The sequence below is a fragment of the Vibrio litoralis DSM 17657 genome, from assembly GCF_000426765.1.
Classification (GTDB): domain Bacteria; phylum Pseudomonadota; class Gammaproteobacteria; order Enterobacterales; family Vibrionaceae; genus Vibrio; species Vibrio litoralis.
In genome coordinates this window covers 98,175-115,716 of record NZ_KE384567.1, presented here as the reverse complement: position 1 = coordinate 115,716, position 17,542 = coordinate 98,175, and the positions used below count along the sequence as shown (strand labels likewise).

General features: G+C 42.2%; 14 protein-coding genes. 9 read left to right on the top strand and 5 right to left on the bottom strand.

The window, feature by feature from the left end; all coding sequences use genetic code 11:
• The 4 genes from K358_RS0114110 to K358_RS0114095 all read left to right on the top strand — a co-directional run bounded on the left by K358_RS0114110 (nucleotide 1) and on the right by K358_RS0114095 (nucleotide 3,312).
• A complete protein-coding gene (locus tag K358_RS0114110; protein ID WP_027697427.1) occupies nucleotides 1-585 on the top strand; it encodes a DsbE family thiol:disulfide interchange protein in 585 nt (194 codons plus the stop codon).
• A complete protein-coding gene (locus K358_RS0114105; RefSeq protein WP_027697426.1) occupies nucleotides 585-1,082 on the top strand; it encodes a cytochrome c-type biogenesis protein in 498 nt (165 codons plus the stop codon). The genes K358_RS0114110 and K358_RS0114105 overlap by 1 nt, the downstream gene beginning before the upstream one ends.
• Complete coding sequence (ccmI, locus tag K358_RS0114100) at nucleotides 1,079-2,311, top strand: c-type cytochrome biogenesis protein CcmI (RefSeq protein WP_027697425.1); 1,233 nt, start codon at nucleotides 1,079-1,081, stop codon at nucleotides 2,309-2,311. Before K358_RS0114105 ends, ccmI begins: the two co-directional genes overlap by 4 nt.
• Nucleotides 2,312-2,565: 254 nt before the next feature.
• On the top strand, nucleotides 2,566-3,312 hold the full coding sequence (locus tag K358_RS0114095; protein ID WP_051241357.1) for an MlaA family lipoprotein: 747 nt from the start codon (nucleotides 2,566-2,568) through the stop codon (nucleotides 3,310-3,312).
• A gap of 109 nt (nucleotides 3,313-3,421) precedes the next feature.
• Here the strand turns inward: K358_RS0114095 and K358_RS0114090 are convergent, their stop codons facing one another.
• The 3 genes from K358_RS0114090 to K358_RS0114075 form a co-directional block, all read right to left on the bottom strand.
• Nucleotides 3,422-4,777, bottom strand: a complete 1,356-nt coding sequence (locus K358_RS0114090; protein WP_027697423.1) for an outer membrane protein transport protein — start codon at nucleotides 4,775-4,777, stop codon at nucleotides 3,422-3,424.
• Between the two features lie 640 nt (nucleotides 4,778-5,417).
• Entirely contained in the window at nucleotides 5,418-6,140 is a 723-nt protein-coding gene (locus K358_RS0114080; protein ID WP_027697421.1) for a DUF3379 family protein, read from the bottom strand.
• On the bottom strand, nucleotides 6,133-6,696 hold the full coding sequence (locus tag K358_RS0114075; protein ID WP_027697420.1) for a sigma-70 family RNA polymerase sigma factor: 564 nt from the start codon (nucleotides 6,694-6,696) through the stop codon (nucleotides 6,133-6,135). Before K358_RS0114075 ends, K358_RS0114080 begins: the two co-directional genes overlap by 8 nt.
• 451 nt (nucleotides 6,697-7,147) lie before the next feature.
• Here K358_RS0114075 and fadI point away from each other — a divergent pair, with 451 nt between their 5' ends.
• A complete protein-coding gene (gene fadI, locus K358_RS0114070; RefSeq protein WP_027697419.1) occupies nucleotides 7,148-8,500 on the top strand; it encodes an acetyl-CoA C-acyltransferase FadI in 1,353 nt (450 codons plus the stop codon).
• Nucleotides 8,500-10,644 (top strand): fatty acid oxidation complex subunit alpha FadJ, encoded by a 2,145-nt coding sequence (gene fadJ, locus K358_RS0114065; RefSeq protein WP_083962833.1) that lies wholly within the window; start codon nucleotides 8,500-8,502, stop codon nucleotides 10,642-10,644. Before fadI ends, fadJ begins: the two co-directional genes overlap by 1 nt.
• A gap of 199 nt (nucleotides 10,645-10,843) precedes the next feature.
• Here the strand turns inward: fadJ and K358_RS0114060 are convergent, their stop codons facing one another.
• Nucleotides 10,844-13,639: an insulinase family protein gene (locus tag K358_RS0114060; protein WP_027697417.1), complete on the bottom strand. Its 2,796-nt coding sequence runs from the start codon at nucleotides 13,637-13,639 to the stop codon at nucleotides 10,844-10,846.
• Nucleotides 13,640-13,988: 349 nt separating this feature from the next.
• Between K358_RS0114060 and sixA the strand changes: the two genes are divergently transcribed.
• Nucleotides 13,989-14,453, top strand: coding sequence for a phosphohistidine phosphatase SixA (gene sixA / locus K358_RS0114055; protein ID WP_027697416.1), 465 nt, complete (start codon nucleotides 13,989-13,991; stop codon nucleotides 14,451-14,453).
• Between the two features lie 66 nt (nucleotides 14,454-14,519).
• Here sixA and smrB read toward each other — a convergent pair whose 3' ends face one another.
• Nucleotides 14,520-15,050, bottom strand: a complete 531-nt coding sequence (gene smrB, locus K358_RS0114050) for an endonuclease SmrB (RefSeq protein ID WP_027697415.1) — start codon at nucleotides 15,048-15,050, stop codon at nucleotides 14,520-14,522.
• A gap of 141 nt (nucleotides 15,051-15,191) precedes the next feature.
• Between smrB and prmB the strand changes: the two genes are divergently transcribed.
• Both prmB and aroC read left to right on the top strand, forming a co-directional pair.
• Nucleotides 15,192-16,124, top strand: coding sequence for a 50S ribosomal protein L3 N(5)-glutamine methyltransferase (gene prmB / locus K358_RS0114045; RefSeq protein WP_027697414.1), 933 nt, complete (start codon nucleotides 15,192-15,194; stop codon nucleotides 16,122-16,124).
• A gap of 180 nt (nucleotides 16,125-16,304) precedes the next feature.
• Nucleotides 16,305-17,390, top strand: coding sequence for a chorismate synthase (aroC, locus tag K358_RS0114040; protein ID WP_027697413.1), 1,086 nt, complete (start codon nucleotides 16,305-16,307; stop codon nucleotides 17,388-17,390).
• The last annotated feature ends 152 nt before the right edge of the window (nucleotides 17,391-17,542 follow it).

Genomic DNA, 17,542 nt, shown 5'->3' with positions numbered 1-17,542 from the left:
ATGAACCGTAAAATCTTGTTTGCACCTTTGGCGTTATTTGCCATCTTGGTTGTAGTCTTTGCCACGCAGTTAACTCGCAATGCTGATGGTGATGATCCCACTAAACTAGAATCAGTATTGGTGGGTAAGCCTGTACCTGAATTTAAGCTAGAAGATTTATTCCAAGAAAATAAAACTTATGATCAAAGCTTATTTCAAGGCCAACCGTTGCTACTTAACGTGTGGGCGACTTGGTGCCCAACGTGTTATGCCGAGCATCAGTTCTTGAATAAGCTTTCAGATCAAGGTGTAAAAATCGTTGGTTTGAATTACAAAGATGATCGTGAGAAAGCCAAGAAATGGTTAAGAGATCTTGGTAACCCATATCAGGTCGTGTTATTTGATGGTAGTGGTATGTTTGGCTTAGATCTTGGGGTTTACGGCGCACCAGAAACTTTCTTGATTGATGCCAATGGTCATATTCAGTACCGCCACGTGGGTGATGTGAATATTGATAATTGGAACGAAACCTTACTGCCTTTGTATAACAAGCTAGAAGGTCAAAAAACAGCATTGCCACCAATTCCGATGGAGCGTGCCCAATGATGAAAAAATCTTCACTATTAATGCTGCTATGCATGTTATTTGCAGTACCCGCGATGTCTGCGATTGAAGTGTTTGATTTTGATAACGCACAGCAAGAAGCGCAATTTCAAGAGTTGAGCCATACGCTGCGTTGTCCTAAGTGTCAAAATAACTCAATTTCAGATTCCAATGCGGAATTGGCAAAAGACCTACGTTTGAAAGTGTATCAAATGACCAAAGACGGTAAGTCTAAACAAGAGATCGTTGATTACATGGTGGCTCGTTACGGTAATTTTGTAACCTACAATCCACCATTAACACCATCAACGGCAGTCTTGTGGTTTGCGCCGTTAAGCATAGTGTTACTTGGATTCGGTTTTATTGTGATACGTAGCCGTAGGAAATCAACCGCTGCTCAAGTGAAAGGTCCAACCTCATTAGATAAAGAACAAGAGCAACGTTTAAAAGAGCTTTTAGAAGAATCTGATTCAAACGACAAGAAGGGCAGTGATTCATGATAGCATTTTGGATTGGAACAATAATCTTACTCGCCATCTCTTGCGCGTTTGTTTTATACCCACTACTAAAGCCTAGAGAAGTCGATGAAGCGGCACAACGTGATGATTTAAACAAAGCGTTTTTCCGTGATCGTTTAACAGAATTAGAATCTGAAGATCAGGCGGGTATCGTCGGTAATAAAGATGATCTTGTTTTAGATTTAAAGCAGTCTTTATTGGATGATATTCCGGTTGCTGAGCAGCAAAAGAAAGATTCTGCCGCGGTTAAGTGGATGGCAATACCTTTAGTGATCTTTATGGCGGTGGCTTCGTATGGGGTGTATGCCTTATATGGTGCACATAATAAGGTCGCACACTGGAAGAAAGTTGAAAATAATCTTCCCGTTTTATCGCAAAAGTTGATGAATCCTCAAGGTGTTGAATTAACCGAACAAGAGATGGCGGATCTGACTTTAGCTCTACGTTCTCGCCTGCAATATAATGCGGACGATGCGACGGGCTGGGTGTTACTTGGTCGTATTGGTTTGGCGAATCGTGATATTGAAACCGCGATTGGTGCGTTGACCAAAGCCGATAACTTGATGCCGAATAATCAAGATGTGCAATTAAGCCTAGCTCAAGCGCTAATGTTCTCATCGGATCAAGTTGATTTACAAAAAGCCGATTCGATTTTAGCGCAACTGATGAAACAGCCTGATGTCGATTTGCGCGTTTACTCCTTGCTGGCATTTAGTGCCTATGAAAGTGGTGATTACGCTAAAGCCATCGACTACTGGAAACAGCTTCAAGCTAAAATCGGTAAAGATGATGATCGTTACGACATGCTTTCTCGTAGTATTAAAACGGCTCAGCGTGAGTTAGATGCGATCAATCATCCTGAACAGAAAACCTACCAAGGCACACCAGTTAAGGTCACGGTTTCATTATCATCAGAAGTGAAGCTACCAGAATCTGGCGTGTTGATTGTTTCTGTTCATACGGCCGATGGTGCGCCAATGCCGGTTGCGGCTGCACGTTACCCGATCTCACAATTCCCTGTGACCGTGGTTTTAGATGATAGCAACAGCATGATTGAAAGCCGTAAGTTATCGAGCCTGTCTGACATCATGGTAAAAGCACGTATCGATAGCGATGGTAACGTGGCTACTCGTGAAGGCGACTGGCATGGTGAAAGTTTGCCGATTCATCTTGGTGATGATGCGGTGATTTCAATTGATAAGAAATATTGATAATTAACATTAAGATGCAATACAATTAACGTTATTGCATATTCTTCTTTAATTATAGAAAGGCAATGTATTGAATTACGTTGCCTTTTTTATTCTCTTGGTATTTTAAGTTGTCGTTTTGTCGACGGGGCACCTACAACTCTAATTGCCTTGGGGATAAGTTAATCAATTTTTAAGCTGACACAGGATGTAGTGGCTTGGGTTATATAAAAACCAATTATTCATTTTCGCTTATCTTCCTCTCATCAACTCTGATGCTAGGCTGTAGCTCTACGCCTGAAGAAAAAGCCTCCATTACTCAAAATAAAACCGTTGCTTCCTCTAATAAATCGATGTCAGATCATGATGATGGCGACTTCTTTGAAGGCTTCAATCGGCTGATGTGGGACTTTAACTATGACGTTTTAGATCCTTATATTGTTAGGCCCCTTTCTATTGCCTATATGGAATGGGCACCATGGCCGATACATACTGGACTGAATAATTTTCTAAATAATCTCGATGAGCCAGCCAATGCAGTGAATAACTTGCTGATGGGCAATGGCGATCAAGCGGTAGAGAATTTTAGCCGCTTTTGGATTAATAGCACGATTGGCCTACTAGGACTTATCGATGTGGCATCGATGGCCAATATATCCAGTACCAGCCGAGAGTTTGGCGATGTGGTGGGGCATTATGGGGTTGGTAATGGGGCTTATCTGATGCTGCCCGCGTACGGTCCTGTTACTGTACGTGATGCTGCCGATACCATGGATGGCTTGTATATTCCTTTAAACTGGTTAACCTTCTGGCAAAAGGCTGGCAAGTGGGCATTTCAGGGATTAGAGTCGCGCTATGAATTGATAAGCCAAGAAGGGCAGTTGCGCAATTCCCCCGATCCTTATCAGCTCAGTAAAAGTATTTATATACAACATCAAGACTTTAAAGCTGAAATCACCAAACAGCCTGAACCTGCTCTAGATGAAGACCTATTAGAAGAGTACCTAGGGCACGATTACTAGCTATTTCAAGAAAATATCTGTCTCAAGACAAATTCAAATGAGCAACTAAACAAAAAAGCCTTACTACATATTTGCAGTAAGGCTTGGTTTTTTTGAGTCGAAATTCGAATTAGAAGGTTTTGCTGTATTGAACTCCGGTGATGATCGCATCAGTGTGCGTAGTCGCATCAATGCTTGAAATGCCAGAGTGCTCTTCATGGGTATCAACATCAACGCCTAACAAGTAAGTAAAGCCAAAGTCGATAGTGGAGTCTTTAGTTGGTGCATAAGAGAAGCCTGCAGATAACCAGTTACGGTTTGAATCAGGTACAGCAATGGTGGTCACCGCATCTTGTGCACCCTGGTCAAACATGTAACCGGCACGTAGTGTCCACTTGTCGTTTAGGTAGTAAGTACCACCAATCGCGTAGCTCCAAGTATCTTTCCACTCAAATTTTTGTAGTGAGATATCAGGTCCAGCAGTCGATAATTCATCAAACTTGCTCCAGTCTGTCCACTGAACAGTGTAGCTGATAGCAAATTTGGTACCTTCAAAGCGGTTGTAACCAGAGATCTGTGCAAAATCTGGTAGAGGCACTACGATTTCATCGGCAAGAGTGATCCCGCCTGGGCCATCGATTTTGCCTTTAGCGTGAATTTCAGGGCTAGCGTGATAAGAGATACCCCAGCGGTTGTTGTCGTTTAGCTCGTACGTGGTACCGACGTTCCAACCAAGACCTGCGCCAACGGCATCTACGTCTAAGCTAGGCTCAGCATCGATGCCAAATTGATGTTCACAGTTATTCCAACTACCTGGATTTTTACCATTTTGGCGGCTATTTACAGCAGCACATGCTTTTTGCAAGTTATTGCCTTTGAGTGAAGGAGTAATACTTAGAGTGGGGGAACCTTGTACCGCTAAGCTACGAAAAAATTCACCATGACCATAGATAATGTCTAAACCAGCACCAAAGCTCCATTGATCATTTAGACGATAAGAAGCAGCTAATGCCAGTTCAGCACTAATAATGCTTGATTTACCGCCGTACTCTCCCGGAAAAGAAGAATCAAATTCAGATGCAGTACCAAAGTTAGAATACATGCCTGCACCTACCGCCCATTTATCATTCAGCGGCATAATTAAAAACATGTTAGGAGCAACTGCCCATGCACCAGCATCATCATAACTAACATCACCACCATTGCTATTCACTTTACTCTGATAGTTACCATCTTTGACTGAGATATTAGGTCGAATACCTGAAGCACCCATGGTAAATGAAGTTTTATCAAACAACGCCATGGCAGCTGGGTTAATTGCCATTACAGAGGCATTATCAGCAATGATACCGTCACCAGCGTATGCGCGACCAACACCTGTTGCAGACTGAGCAGCAATTTGAAAGCCTGCAGCAAAAACAGATGGCGATGCAATTAATAAGGCGCTTGCAAGAGTGGATGTGGTGAACACATTCAACTTTTTCATTGGATAATACCTACTTTATGGTTTGTTTTATTTTCGTGTTGCGCTTGAAAATGGGGTGGAGCTTATACCCAAGTGACCTCAAGATGCAGAATTCAGAGCTATCATCCAAGCCTTTAGGCAAGGAAGATTGGCGAAGGAATGTAAACACCTTTCAAACCAATCTGACGCAGTATAAAGGCTTGAATGAAGCTCCCGAAGGGCAAGTTAAAACAAGCTTTATGCTGCGTTAAATTGAATAGAGATAGAGTGACTATGATCATATTCAATCTGCCTTGCCTAAAGCTTGTTTTATTCTTGCTGAACCTTGTATCTTGAGGTCACTTGGGTATCGAGGAGGCGCATTATGGTAGCTAAGTGCCGGTTAACATATCCGACCATTGACTAAAATCTGTTAAAAGTAGTTAATGTGACGCCATTGTCGGCGAATTACTATGTATTTTCGTGTTAATGGGTTTGGTGTTTTTATCTTGTAGTGATGGTGTTTTTGGTGGGTAATATTTGTCGTATGAATGAGTTTGACTGGGGGTTTGTTGTAAGTTGTTGATTTGTATTGATTGGTGTGTTTTCGATAATAGCAACTACTCATCTACCTAGTGAGACAGTAGTTGCTCTATTATCGAGAGTGGTTTTTTATTAAATTTTATTGGTCGAAATTAAGCATTGGGGTGATCTTTTGCGATAAGGCGGCAATATTTTCACCTTTTTCTCCCACCAACACTAAACTACCTTGAGTAAGCGGTATGATTTCACCTTGCATATTACCCTGGGTAAACTGACTGGTTTGTTTTGCTTCAATATTGGAAATGAAAGCAGTCACGCGGCCTTGTTTTCCTTGAAATACCATATGTAAAGCATGATGATCGTGACTAAATCCGCAGTGATTCAAATAATAAATATGGTAGGGGAAATCACCATTTAACTTATAAGAATACGCACTCAGTTTAGCGTTAATTTCTTGCGCACCATTTCCTTCATTAACACCAACAATAAATGGTTCTTCTTCTTTTATATGGTGTATTGCCATACTATCTAAACTTGCGTGTGCCGGTTCCACCAGAAAATTGCCCCAGTTAATCTGTCCTACGAGTAAACCAAAGGTAAAAATGATTGATGCGGCCAGAGCAAACGCTTTACGAGAAAAACTGATGTGAGGTTGGTCTGATGCATTATGCTGAAAAAGAATTTTATCGGCTAAGTCATCAGGTACATCAACGGTTAGTGCTTGTTCTATTTTCTTATCAAGTTGTTGCAGGCTTTCGGCATAATTTTTATTTTTCGGGTTAGTACGGAGTTCAACCAAAATATCATCACTCTTATCATTCGGATCAGAGAGTAAACGACGTCTTAATTCTAAATCATCCATGGTTGGCCCCCTGAGATGGTGAGGATGCATCAAGTTGCTCTTTGATTTGATTACGAGCTCGGAATAAACGAGTCATCACGGTGTTTTTATTGAGATCAAGGATCTGGCTAATTTCATCACCAGTTAATCCTCCAATCACTTGCAAGAATAATGGTTCGCGATATTCAATATCTAAATTCATGATTTGCTTCTGTAACCATTTTTGCTGATGATGTTCATTATCATCAGTTTTTCCGCTATTACCTGGTTCATCAATATCGACTAAATCGAATTGTTTACGTTCAAAGCGCCTCGCATTCTCACGGCGTAATATGGTAATTAACCATGACTTTGCAGCTTTCTCATCTTTCAGACTATCGATAGCTTTCCAAGCGCGCAGGCAAGTCTCTTGCACCAGATCTTCGGCAATATGTTGGTCTTTACATAACCAATACGCATAACGATATAAATCGCGATGGTATGCCCTTACGAGGGACTCATAACGTTTTTGTTTATTCATATCCTTATTGACCGTATCAGAGGATTTTTTCTTTCCAAATAATTTAGAAACTGCCATGTTTATCCCTCATGGTTCTCTTTTTATTTTTGAATTAACTTCCATACTGTATAGACAGTAGTAAGTTAAACTACAAATTCAATTACTTGAGCTAGTTTTTGAATATTACTGATAAAGAAAATGGGCTAGCTATTAATAGAATGATTTACTAACCAATAAAGGCTTGTTTATAGTGTGAATACTTTCAGGGGAAATGAAGCGCTAATTGTGATGTTTGTAAAGTTAGTGTTAATTTTGTCATTTGTGAGAATTAGAAATCAAATATAAATTCGGTGGTTTAAGTTTCTCAAGTTGTTTAGGTCACAACTTTTCATTTACAACCTAATAAAGACTAGTCCCTTGGTTTTAAGTTCAAATTGCTTTGTATACAATCAGAGGTCAGACCTCTTTGAGTCACTCCACTGTAGGTTTAATCGACAGTGACGGTATTTAAATGAATAAAGGAAAGAATATGAGTCAGCAGGAAGTGAAAACCCGCAATGGTGAGCGTATTGCGATTGTCTCTGGTCTTAGAACACCATTTGCACGTCAAGGTACGGCTTTTAAAGAAGTGCCAGCGGTCGACCTTGGAAAGATGGTGGTAAGTGAATTGCTCGCAAGAACTCAAATCGACCCTAAACTTGTCGACCAAGTGGTATTTGGTCAGGTAGTGCAAATGCCAGCTGCACCAAATATCGCTCGTGAAATTGTGCTTGGCACTGGCATGAATGTCTCAACCGATGCCTACAGTGTGACGCGTGCTTGTGCGACTAGCTTTCAATCTGCAGTTAATGTCGCGGAAAGCATTATGGCAGGCAATATTGAAATCGGGATTGCTGGTGGGGCAGATTCTTCATCCGTTCTTCCTATTGGTGTGTCTAAATCGCTTGCTCAAGGCTTATTAGAACTTAGCAAAGCAAAAACACTGCCTCAAAAATTATCTATTTTACGTAAGTTATCTTTCAAAGATCTCATGCCAGTGCCACCTGCGGTTGCCGAGTACTCAACCGGATTATCTATGGGACAAACGGCAGAACAGATGGCGAAATCTCACCAAATCGCTCGTGAAGAACAAGACGCGTTAGCGCACCGTTCTCATACTCTCGCTGCGCAAGCGTGGGAGGATGGTTTAATCCAAGATGAAGTAATGACGGCTTATCCTGAACCTTATAAAGAGTGGATTCATCAAGATAACAATATTCGTCAAGATTCACAGATTGAGCAATATGCCAAACTTCGCCCAGCCTTTGACCGTAATTTTGGTAGCGTGACGGCAGCAACCAGTACACCGTTAACCGATGGTGCCGCGGCAGTATTGATGATGAGCGAAAGTAAGGCGAAAGAACTTGGCTTAGAAGTGCTTGGCTATATTCGTTCTTATGCTTTCTCCGCGATTCAAGTAGAAGAAGACATGTTAATGGGACCATCTTATGCCACTCCTATTGCGCTTGATAGAGCTGGAATTGAGCTAGATGATCTTGACTTGATTGAGATGCATGAAGCCTTTGCTGCTCAAACCCTTGCCAATGTGAAAATGTTTGCCTCAGAAACCTTTGCCAAAGAAAAGCTTGGCCGAGATAAAGCCATTGGCGTGATTGATATGGAGAAGTTTAATGTGCTTGGCGGCTCATTAGCCTACGGACATCCATTTGCTGCAACTGGCGCACGTTTAATGACTCAAACCTTACGTGAATTAAAACGTCGAGGTGGCGGCTTAGCATTAACCACTGCATGTGCGGCCGGCGGATTAGGGGCAGCTGTCATTCTAGAAGTTGATAAATTAGAAACTGATAAAGATGAAGCACAGATGGAAGGAGCGGAATAATGACAATGGATAATCAACTTTCAGCAGAGCATGCTTCAACCAATAATGCGTTTACCTTAACCGTGGATGACAACCAAGTTGCTTGGCTTGCGGTGGATGTACCTAATGAAAAAATGAATACTCTGCAGGCCGAATTTGCTGAACAAATGCAGGCGATTTTTGAGCAATTAGAGCAGAAAAAATCAGACATTAAGGGCATGATCGTTCATTCCTTAAAGCCGGATAACTTTATTGCTGGTGCCGATGTTCGCATGCTGGATGCTTGCCAATCTGCGCAAGAAGCGGAAAGCTTAGCCACTCAAGGGCAAGAGATGTTTAATCGTCTTTCATCACTACCTTTTACCGTTGTGGCAGCGATTCATGGTCCTTGTTTAGGGGGCGGCTTAGAGTTAGCACTTGCTTGTGACTATCGCGTTTGTAGTGATAGCGATGCAACGCGTTTAGGTCTACCTGAAGTTCAATTAGGTTTGTTACCAGGATCGGGCGGTACTCAACGTTTACCTCGTCTTGTGGGTTTGCTTGATAGCCTAGATATGATTTTAACTGGTAAGCAACTACGTGCGAAGAAAGCATTAAAATTAGGTTTAGCGGACGCGTGCGTGCCGCAATCTATCTTATTGCAAGCAGCCCAACAGTTTATTAGTAAATCCAAGCGTAAAGCTAAGAAAGATATCAAAGAATCATTAATGGCCAATACGGGGTTTGGTCGTAAAGTGATTTTTGAACAAGCCGCGAAAAAAGCCAATCAAAAGAGCCGTGGCAACTACCCGGCGATTAAAGCTATTTTACAAGTGATTCAATATGGTCTTGAGAAAGGCATTAAAGAAGGACTTGCTAAAGAAGCTCAAGAGTTTGGTAAGTTGGTTATGACTTCTGAATCTCGTGCTTTACGTTCGATTTTCTTTGCTACTACTGAAATGAAAAAAGATTTTGGTAGTTCTGCACAACCTAAAAATGTTCAAGGTGTTGGCGTTCTTGGCGGTGGCTTGATGGGCGCAGGCATTGGTTATGTTTCGGCTACTAAAGCAAACGTGCCAGTACGCTTTAAAGATGTATCGAATGATGGCGTGTTACATGCTATGAACTACAGCTATAACTTGTTAACCAAGTTGCTGAAACGTCGCGCCATTAGCAAGGCTCAATTACAAAAGCAGATGCAGTCGATTTCTGGCGGTACGGACTTTACCGGTTTTAGCCAAAAAGACATGGTGATTGAGGCGGTGTTTGAAGACTTGTCACTAAAACAAAGCATGGTGCGTGATATTGAAGCTCAGGCCAAAAAAGGCGTTATCTTTGCTACCAATACTTCCTCATTACCGATTAGTAAAATTGCTCAAGGTGCAGCAAAACCTGAGAATGTGATTGGTCTGCATTACTTCAGCCCAGTAGATAAAATGCCATTAGTGGAAGTGATCCCACATCAAGGTACTTCTGAGGAAGTGATTGCAACCACGGTGAAATTTGCTCGTAAGCAAGGTAAAACACCGATCGTAGTTAAAGATAAAGCGGGTTTCTATGTGAACCGTATTTTAGCGCCTTACATGAATGAAGCGGCAAAAATTCTCCTGTCTGGTGAGCCGATTGAGCATATTGACGAGTCATTACTCAATTTTGGTTTCCCTGTTGGGCCAATTGCGCTGCTGGATGAAGTCGGGGTTGATATTGGGGCTAAAATCACTCCAATTTTAGTTGAAGAACTTGGCGAGCGTTTTAAAGCGCCAGATGTGTTTGATATCTTGCTAAAAGATGGTCGTAAAGGCCGTAAGAGCGGCAAAGGTTTTTACACTTATAAAGGTAAGAAGAAAGAAGTCGATAAATCGGTTTATCGCTTACTTAAACTGACTCCTGAGTCGATTCTTAATGAAGAAGTGGTTGCCATGCGCTGCGTTCTTCTAATGATCAATGAAGCGGTTCGAGCATTGGATGATGGCATTATTGCTAGCCCGAGAGATGGGGATATTGGTGCCATTTTCGGTATTGGTTTCCCTCCATTCCTAGGTGGCCCATTCCGTTATATTGATCAAATCGGCGCAGTGAAATTAGTCGACATCATGAACGAGTATGCTGAGAAATACGGCAGTCGTTTTGCGCCGTGTGATGGGTTGTTAACTCGCGCCGGAACCGGAGATAAGTTCTACCCATAGTCTATACCCTTCGTACTTGAAGCTGCAGCTTTGTTGACGGCGTTCTTTCGCCCCAATCACATAGGCGAGCTATGCTCATGGGGCCTCTTTCACTTGTCGCCTCACTGCAACTCCAATTACTTTGGGTATAAATTTGAATGGTGATAATAAACAAAAAGCTTTGCATGTTGAGTGCAAAGCTTTTTTACTATTTCGTGGCTTAACCTAGATCGACATCTTTTGGTCGTAACTGAAACTCATCAATAGAGCCAATTTCTAAGCCGGCCTCTAAATCGGGAGCATCAGCATGTTCGGTGCCTTTTGAATGCATGATTAAGCGGTTGGCAGTTCTTGGTTTTAAGGTATTGACGACAAACCGGATCATTTCGCTTCGGTCTAGTTTCAAAATTTCTTCGACTACCGTTTCTCGGTTATTAAACTCATAATCTTTGTTACCTATCGCAACCCATAGACGTTGACCACGAGCACGTAGATTACTGTCTGGCGACATGATTTGATTGAGCAAACCTTGCTTACTGTTTTGCCATTGTTGTTCGTTGAGTTCTAGCAACACCATATAAAAGGCATTTAAGAATTCATCGACAGAGGCAACTAACTCACTAGGCGCGGCATTGGGTGATTGTACATACAACGCCAAACCGGGGTGGCGATTAAGTGGCATGTTACCTGTGCCCACCATATAGCCGAGTTGTTGCTTAGTGCGAATCTCATGGAAGAATCCGGCAGACATTAAATGGTTGGCGAGCGTATATAGCGCAACATTTTCAGGTGATATTTCTGGTGATTGGTAGTACACCACCAAGGCTGAATCTGCTTGGTCACAATGTATTTCTCGCTGGAAGGTTCCGCTATCACCTAGCATCACTAGTGGCCGCAGAGATTCCTCGTATTGTTGGTCTTTAACATGTAACGCTGATTTCAAGCTAGTGGCCAAATCGGTCGCGGCTTGTCTAGTCCAATCGCCATAGACAAACATTTCAATATGCAATTCAGCCAACATCGCACTGACAAAAGAAGGCAGTTCGTCCACTTCAATCGATTCCAACGCTTCAATCAGTACTGGGTAGGGGGGATTGTTTGGTTGCAAAATGCCGGTCATCGCATTAAATAGCTGAGAAACCGGGCGATCTTTAGCGGTATTTTTCCAGTTACGCAGCATTTGTCGTTTGATGGAATCAAAACGTGATTGGCTAAATTCGCGTGACGCAAAGCGCTCAATAATCACATCCAGTAATTGAGCTTGTTTTTGCGTAAAACCAGACAACATCAATGTCACGCCGCCTTGGTGTGCATAGAGGTTGTAACCCATACCAGCAATTTCAGCTTGGTAGGTTTCTTTCGCCAGTGAGTCGAGAAACATCTCAACACACAAGCGAGTTTTGACTATGGTTCGCGCTGTTGAAACGGCATGTGGGCTATCAATTGCGATAAAGGCCAACCCTTTTGGCACACGAAACTCGGGCTCTTGTTGATGCCACAAACGAAAGCCCGGTTTATCTTCTATGAGCTCGGGTAGGGTGGATTCATTTTCTAACGGCGCAGGGTCAAGCTCATAACAAATATATGGATTGGGCTCCGGAAGTTTAAGCTCACCTGTGATCTCAGGTTGTGTCCAAGCGTCAAGTTCATGTTGAGCAATCGAGCGAATCGAATAAGGTGTGTTGTACCATTTCGCTTGGCGGTCGTATTGCAAACCTTTTGCGATCAACATAACGCGCATATTGTAGGGGGTAAAATGGCGTAATAGCTGACGTAGATGATCTTCATCGTAATGACTCATCATGTAGTCGCCATAGATCACATCATCAGGTTGGTAGTTTTGTAAGTTGATAACTAGGTGACTGGCAATATCAATAGGACGCGATGCTTCTTGGAAACGGAAGGCAGATTCCAGTACCGCTTGTTTTTCGCTATAGCGCCATTCAGCAAGCCCTTGTTGGCGAATTAATTCAATAAACTCAAAGATACGCTGAACGATATATTCAATTTCAGTTAGCCCTTGTTTGGTGAGACTGCAACTGATCGAGAACTCTCGGAAATTACTGCCACTGATACCACCACCAGCAGTCAGTGAGGTAATGAGTTCTTTAGTTTTAAGGTGCTGAAGTAGGCTACCTTCGCTTTCATCACCCAGTAAATGGGCAAAATACGATAAAGGCTTAGATTGGTAAAACTTGTCCATACTTGGAAAGTTAAACGTCATCATTAATTTACGAGAGTCTTTTTCTGGCTCGACACAAACAAACTTAGCAGCATCTTGTTCACGAACCAGTGGGATATTTATGCTTTTGCCTGCGTGTTGGTTATTAATTATAGGAGCAAAGTAGTTGTGCGCCGCTTCTTCTAATTGATCGAGAGAGTGAGGACCAACTAAAGTGACGGTCATTAAGTCCGCCGAGTATTGCTGGCGGTAAAAGTCGATAATTTCATCGCGAATGGAGGTTGTTGGTTCGCCGTCCTCATCAAATAAATCACTCAGTGTTTCGACATTACCGACCGAAAACTTAGCGAATGGATGCTCAGGATTCACTACTTCTTTATGCACTTGATATAAGCGTCTCATGTCGTCTTTAAGTTTTAAGCGAAACTCGGATTCGACGGCTTGACGCTCTTTCTCTAAGGCTTCTTGATTGAAAAGAGGGGCGATAAAAAACTGACTGAAGCGATCGAGTGCTTCTGGGTAGGCTTCGGGAACCACATCAAAAAAGAAACAGGTGTGTTCAGTGCCTGTCCATGCGTTATTTTTACCACCGTTTTGACTGATAAAGGCTTGAAACTCACCGATGGCAGGGTACTTTTCTGTCCCTAGAAACAGCATGTGTTCTAAATAATGGGCTAAGCCTTCACGATGGTAAGGATCATCGAAATGGCCAACGTTGACGGCTAGAGCCGCAGCAGATTTTTGCGCATGTTCATCGTGAACGAGTAAGACGCGTAATTGGTTGTTGAGTGTAATATGGCGATATTGTTTTTGATCGTTTGGACTGATGTGCACGATACACTCCTTGAGATGAGCCGTTTAGAGCACTAATAACGATGAGGCGTTAGAAGACTTAGTGCGTGAAACTGCAACTTTGATAGATGACTTTGAGTATAGAAAATTTAATAACGCTTTTAAGCTCTTATTTATAATATCAAGTATGACGCCTAGCCGTTTGGCTGCAAACGATTTATGCGAGTTATTAAGATGAAATCAAATAATAGTCTCGATTATTGTGGTCAAGTGACCATTTCTACAATTTTTTTGTCTTAACATTACGATTTTAGATAACATCTACCTTGGAGTTGTTATACTAAAGTCTACCTAGTTCGATCAATATTTAAGTTGTTATGTAGGATTGAGTATGCAAATTTTTATTATGCGCCACGGTGATGCGGAAACTTTTGCGGCATCGGATGCTGAGCGTCCATTGAGTTCAATGGGGCGAGATGGCTCTTATCAAATGGCGCAGTATTGCAAAGAGCAGGGTCATGATGAATTTGATCTGGTGTTGGTTAGCCCATATTTACGTGCTCAACAAACATGGCAAACCATTGAGCCTTTATTGAAAGCGGAAAAGGTAGAAGATTGCGCGGATATTACGCCGTATGGAGATTCTGAATCTGTCGTGGAGTACGTGTGTGCTTTAGCGGAAACGCAATTCTTGCAAAATATCTTGCTGGTTTCTCATCTACCTCTAGTCGGGTATTTAACCGCAGATTTTGTCACTGACATTCCGCCCCCAATGTTTCCTACTTCGGGCATGGCTTGTATTGATTTTGATGTCGATACACGTAAAGGGCAGTTGTTATGGCAAGCTCAGCCATAGTTTTAGTGGATTAATAGTTGTTGTGAATTAAATACTTTAATCAAGGAGGCCAATGTGTCTCCTTTGTTATTTCTCCGGAACACTGAGCAATACTAATAATGCCCCATTGCCGCCAAACTCTAATGGTGCTTGGTGGTAAGCCATTACATCAGGATGCTGCGCCAGCCATAGTGGGACTTTTTGTTTTAAGATGTGCTTACCAATGCCGTGCATCACACTAGCACAATCAATCCCTTCCTTCACACAGTGGGCAATCATCGCACCGAGTTCACGCTTGGCTTCCATTTGCGTCATGCCGTGTAAATCTAAAAACACATCAGGCACATACACACCGCGGCGTAAGCGTTTCAATTCATATTTAGACACATCATCACGAGCGTAACGAGTCGGGCCATCTTCATTTAATAGCGGTACGAACTCATCAGAAAAATAAAACTCATTATCTTTCGCTTCACGGAACGTTCGGCGAATTTCTTTTTGTTGTAAGTTCTTTTTCGGTTGTTGGATTATGGTATCCTGTGACAACTTTTTTACGCCCTTCATTTCTTGTTGAAATAGCGCAAAATCATCATCAATGTTGGTGTCTTTTTCGCTCATGACAAGTCCTTTACTGTAAGGGGCGGTATTGTAACCTTAAGCTTAACTAAGATGCGAGCTTCACTTTTGATGCGAATGGATCAAAAGTGAAAGCAAAAGCTATCTTAATCACGATAAGTTAAGAGCCATGCGGAGGCACTCTTGGATAAAATTTTTATAGATGAAGCGGTATCAGAACTGCATACCCTTCAAGACATGATTCGTTGGACAGTGAGTCGATTCAATGCGGCAGGACTGTTTTATGGTCATGGCACAGATAACTCTTGGGATGAGGCTGTGCAATTAATTCTTCCAACTTTATATTTGCCAATTGATGTTCCACCGCATGTATTGAACTCTCGTTTAATTACCAGCGAGCGTATGCGCATTGTTGAGCGTGTTATTCAGCGTATTAACGAACGCACGCCAACGGCATACTTAACTAACAAAGCATGGTTCTGTGGTCTTGAGTTTTATGTGGATGAGCGCGTACTTGTGCCACGTTCGCCAATCGGTGAGCTTATTCAACAGCAATTCCAGCCTTGGTTAACTGAAGAACCAACGCGCATTATGGATTTGTGCACGGGTAGTGGTTGTATTGCGATTGCTTGTGCCTATGCCTTTGAAGATGCGGAAGTCGATGCGGTCGATATTTCACTTGAAGCGTTAGAAGTTGCTGAGCAAAACATTCATGATCACGGTCTAGAGCAGCAAGTATATCCACTGCGTTCGGATCTCTTTAATGATATCCCGCAAGACAAATACAACATCATCGTGACTAATCCGCCGTATGTTGACCAAGAAGATATGGATAGCCTACCGGAAGAATTTAAGCATGAGCCTGAATTAGGCTTAGCAGCCGGTAGCGATGGTTTGAAACTGATGCGCCGTATTTTAGCTGATGCCCCAGACTACCTAACCGACAATGGTATTTTAATTTGCGAAGTAGGTAATTCAATGGTGCATGTGATGGAGCAATATCCTCAAGTTCCGTTTACTTGGTTAGAGTTTGAAAACGGCGGTCACGGGGTATTTCTATTAACTCGTGAGCAGCTAGTTGAACATGCTAGTGAATTTGCGATTTATAAAAAGTAGTCTTGATTAACGATAGATGAGCTTTGTAATGCCAACCTTTTTCTGGGGTTGGCATTTTTATTGGGTGATTTCTGGCGAATGTAGCGATTATTTTTAAAAATAGGGTTTACAAGTTTAAGGCTTGACGACACTATCTAAAGATATAGCAAATAAAAGCAAAAGATTGATTAAGAGGGATTCATGGCAGGGAATAGTATTGGTCAGCACTTTCGAGTGACTACATTTGGTGAAAGCCACGGTAAAGCCTTAGGTTGTATTGTTGACGGTTGTCCTCCGGGGTTACAAATTTCAGAAGAAGATTTACAAAAAGATCTCGATCGTCGTCGCCCAGGTACTTCGCGTTATACCACCGCTCGTCGCGAACCTGATGAAGTGGAAATCCTTGCTGGCGTGTTTGAAGGACAAACCACCGGAACTTCTATCGGTTTGATGATTAAGAACACCGATCAGCGTTCGAAAGATTATTCTGAAATTATGGATAAATTCCGCCCTGGTCACGCTGACTACACCTACCATCAAAAATATGGCGTACGTGATTATCGTGGCGGCGGTCGTTCTTCTGCTCGTGAAACGGCGATGCGTGTTGCGGCAGGCGGGATTGCGAAAAAGTATCTAAAGCAAGAATTTGGTATTGAAGTTCGCGCTTATTTATCACAAATGGGTGATGTGACGATCGATAAAGTCGATTGGGATGAAATTGAAAATAATCCATTCTTCTGTCCAGATGTTGATAAAGTTGATGCGCTCGATGAATTAATCCGTGACTTGAAAAAGCAGGGCGATTCTATTGGTGCGAAACTTTCTGTCGTCGCAACCAATGTACCGGTTGGCCTAGGCGAGCCTATTTTTGACCGTTTAGATGCCGATATTGCACATGCTTTAATGGGTATTAATGCGGTTAAAGGCGTTGAGATTGGCGATGGCTTTGCGGTTGCCAATCAAAAAGGCAGTCAACACCGTGATGAAATGACACCGCAAGGTTTTAAATCAAACCATGCTGGTGGCATATTAGGCGGCATTTCTTCTGGGCAAGATATCGTTGCTAGCATTGCATTGAAGCCAACCTCAAGTATTACCGTACCGGGTGAAACGATTAATCGTCAAGGTGAATCCACTTCATTGATTACTAAAGGTCGCCATGATCCATGTGTTGGTATCCGTGCCGTCCCAATTGCCGAAGCTATGCTGGCGATTGTGTTAATTGATCATTTATTAAGACATCGGGGTCAAAACCACGGAGTGGCAACCGAAACGCCAATTATTTAATTTTCCAGTAACTAATCTTATATTGTAAAAACGCCTCGCAAATTATTCATTGCGAGGCGTTTTTGCATGTGGAGTCTTAAAAAAGATAAATCTAATTAATTTTTTGCTGACTATACTCAATTTAAGAGTAAGAAATATCCTGCTTTTATAGT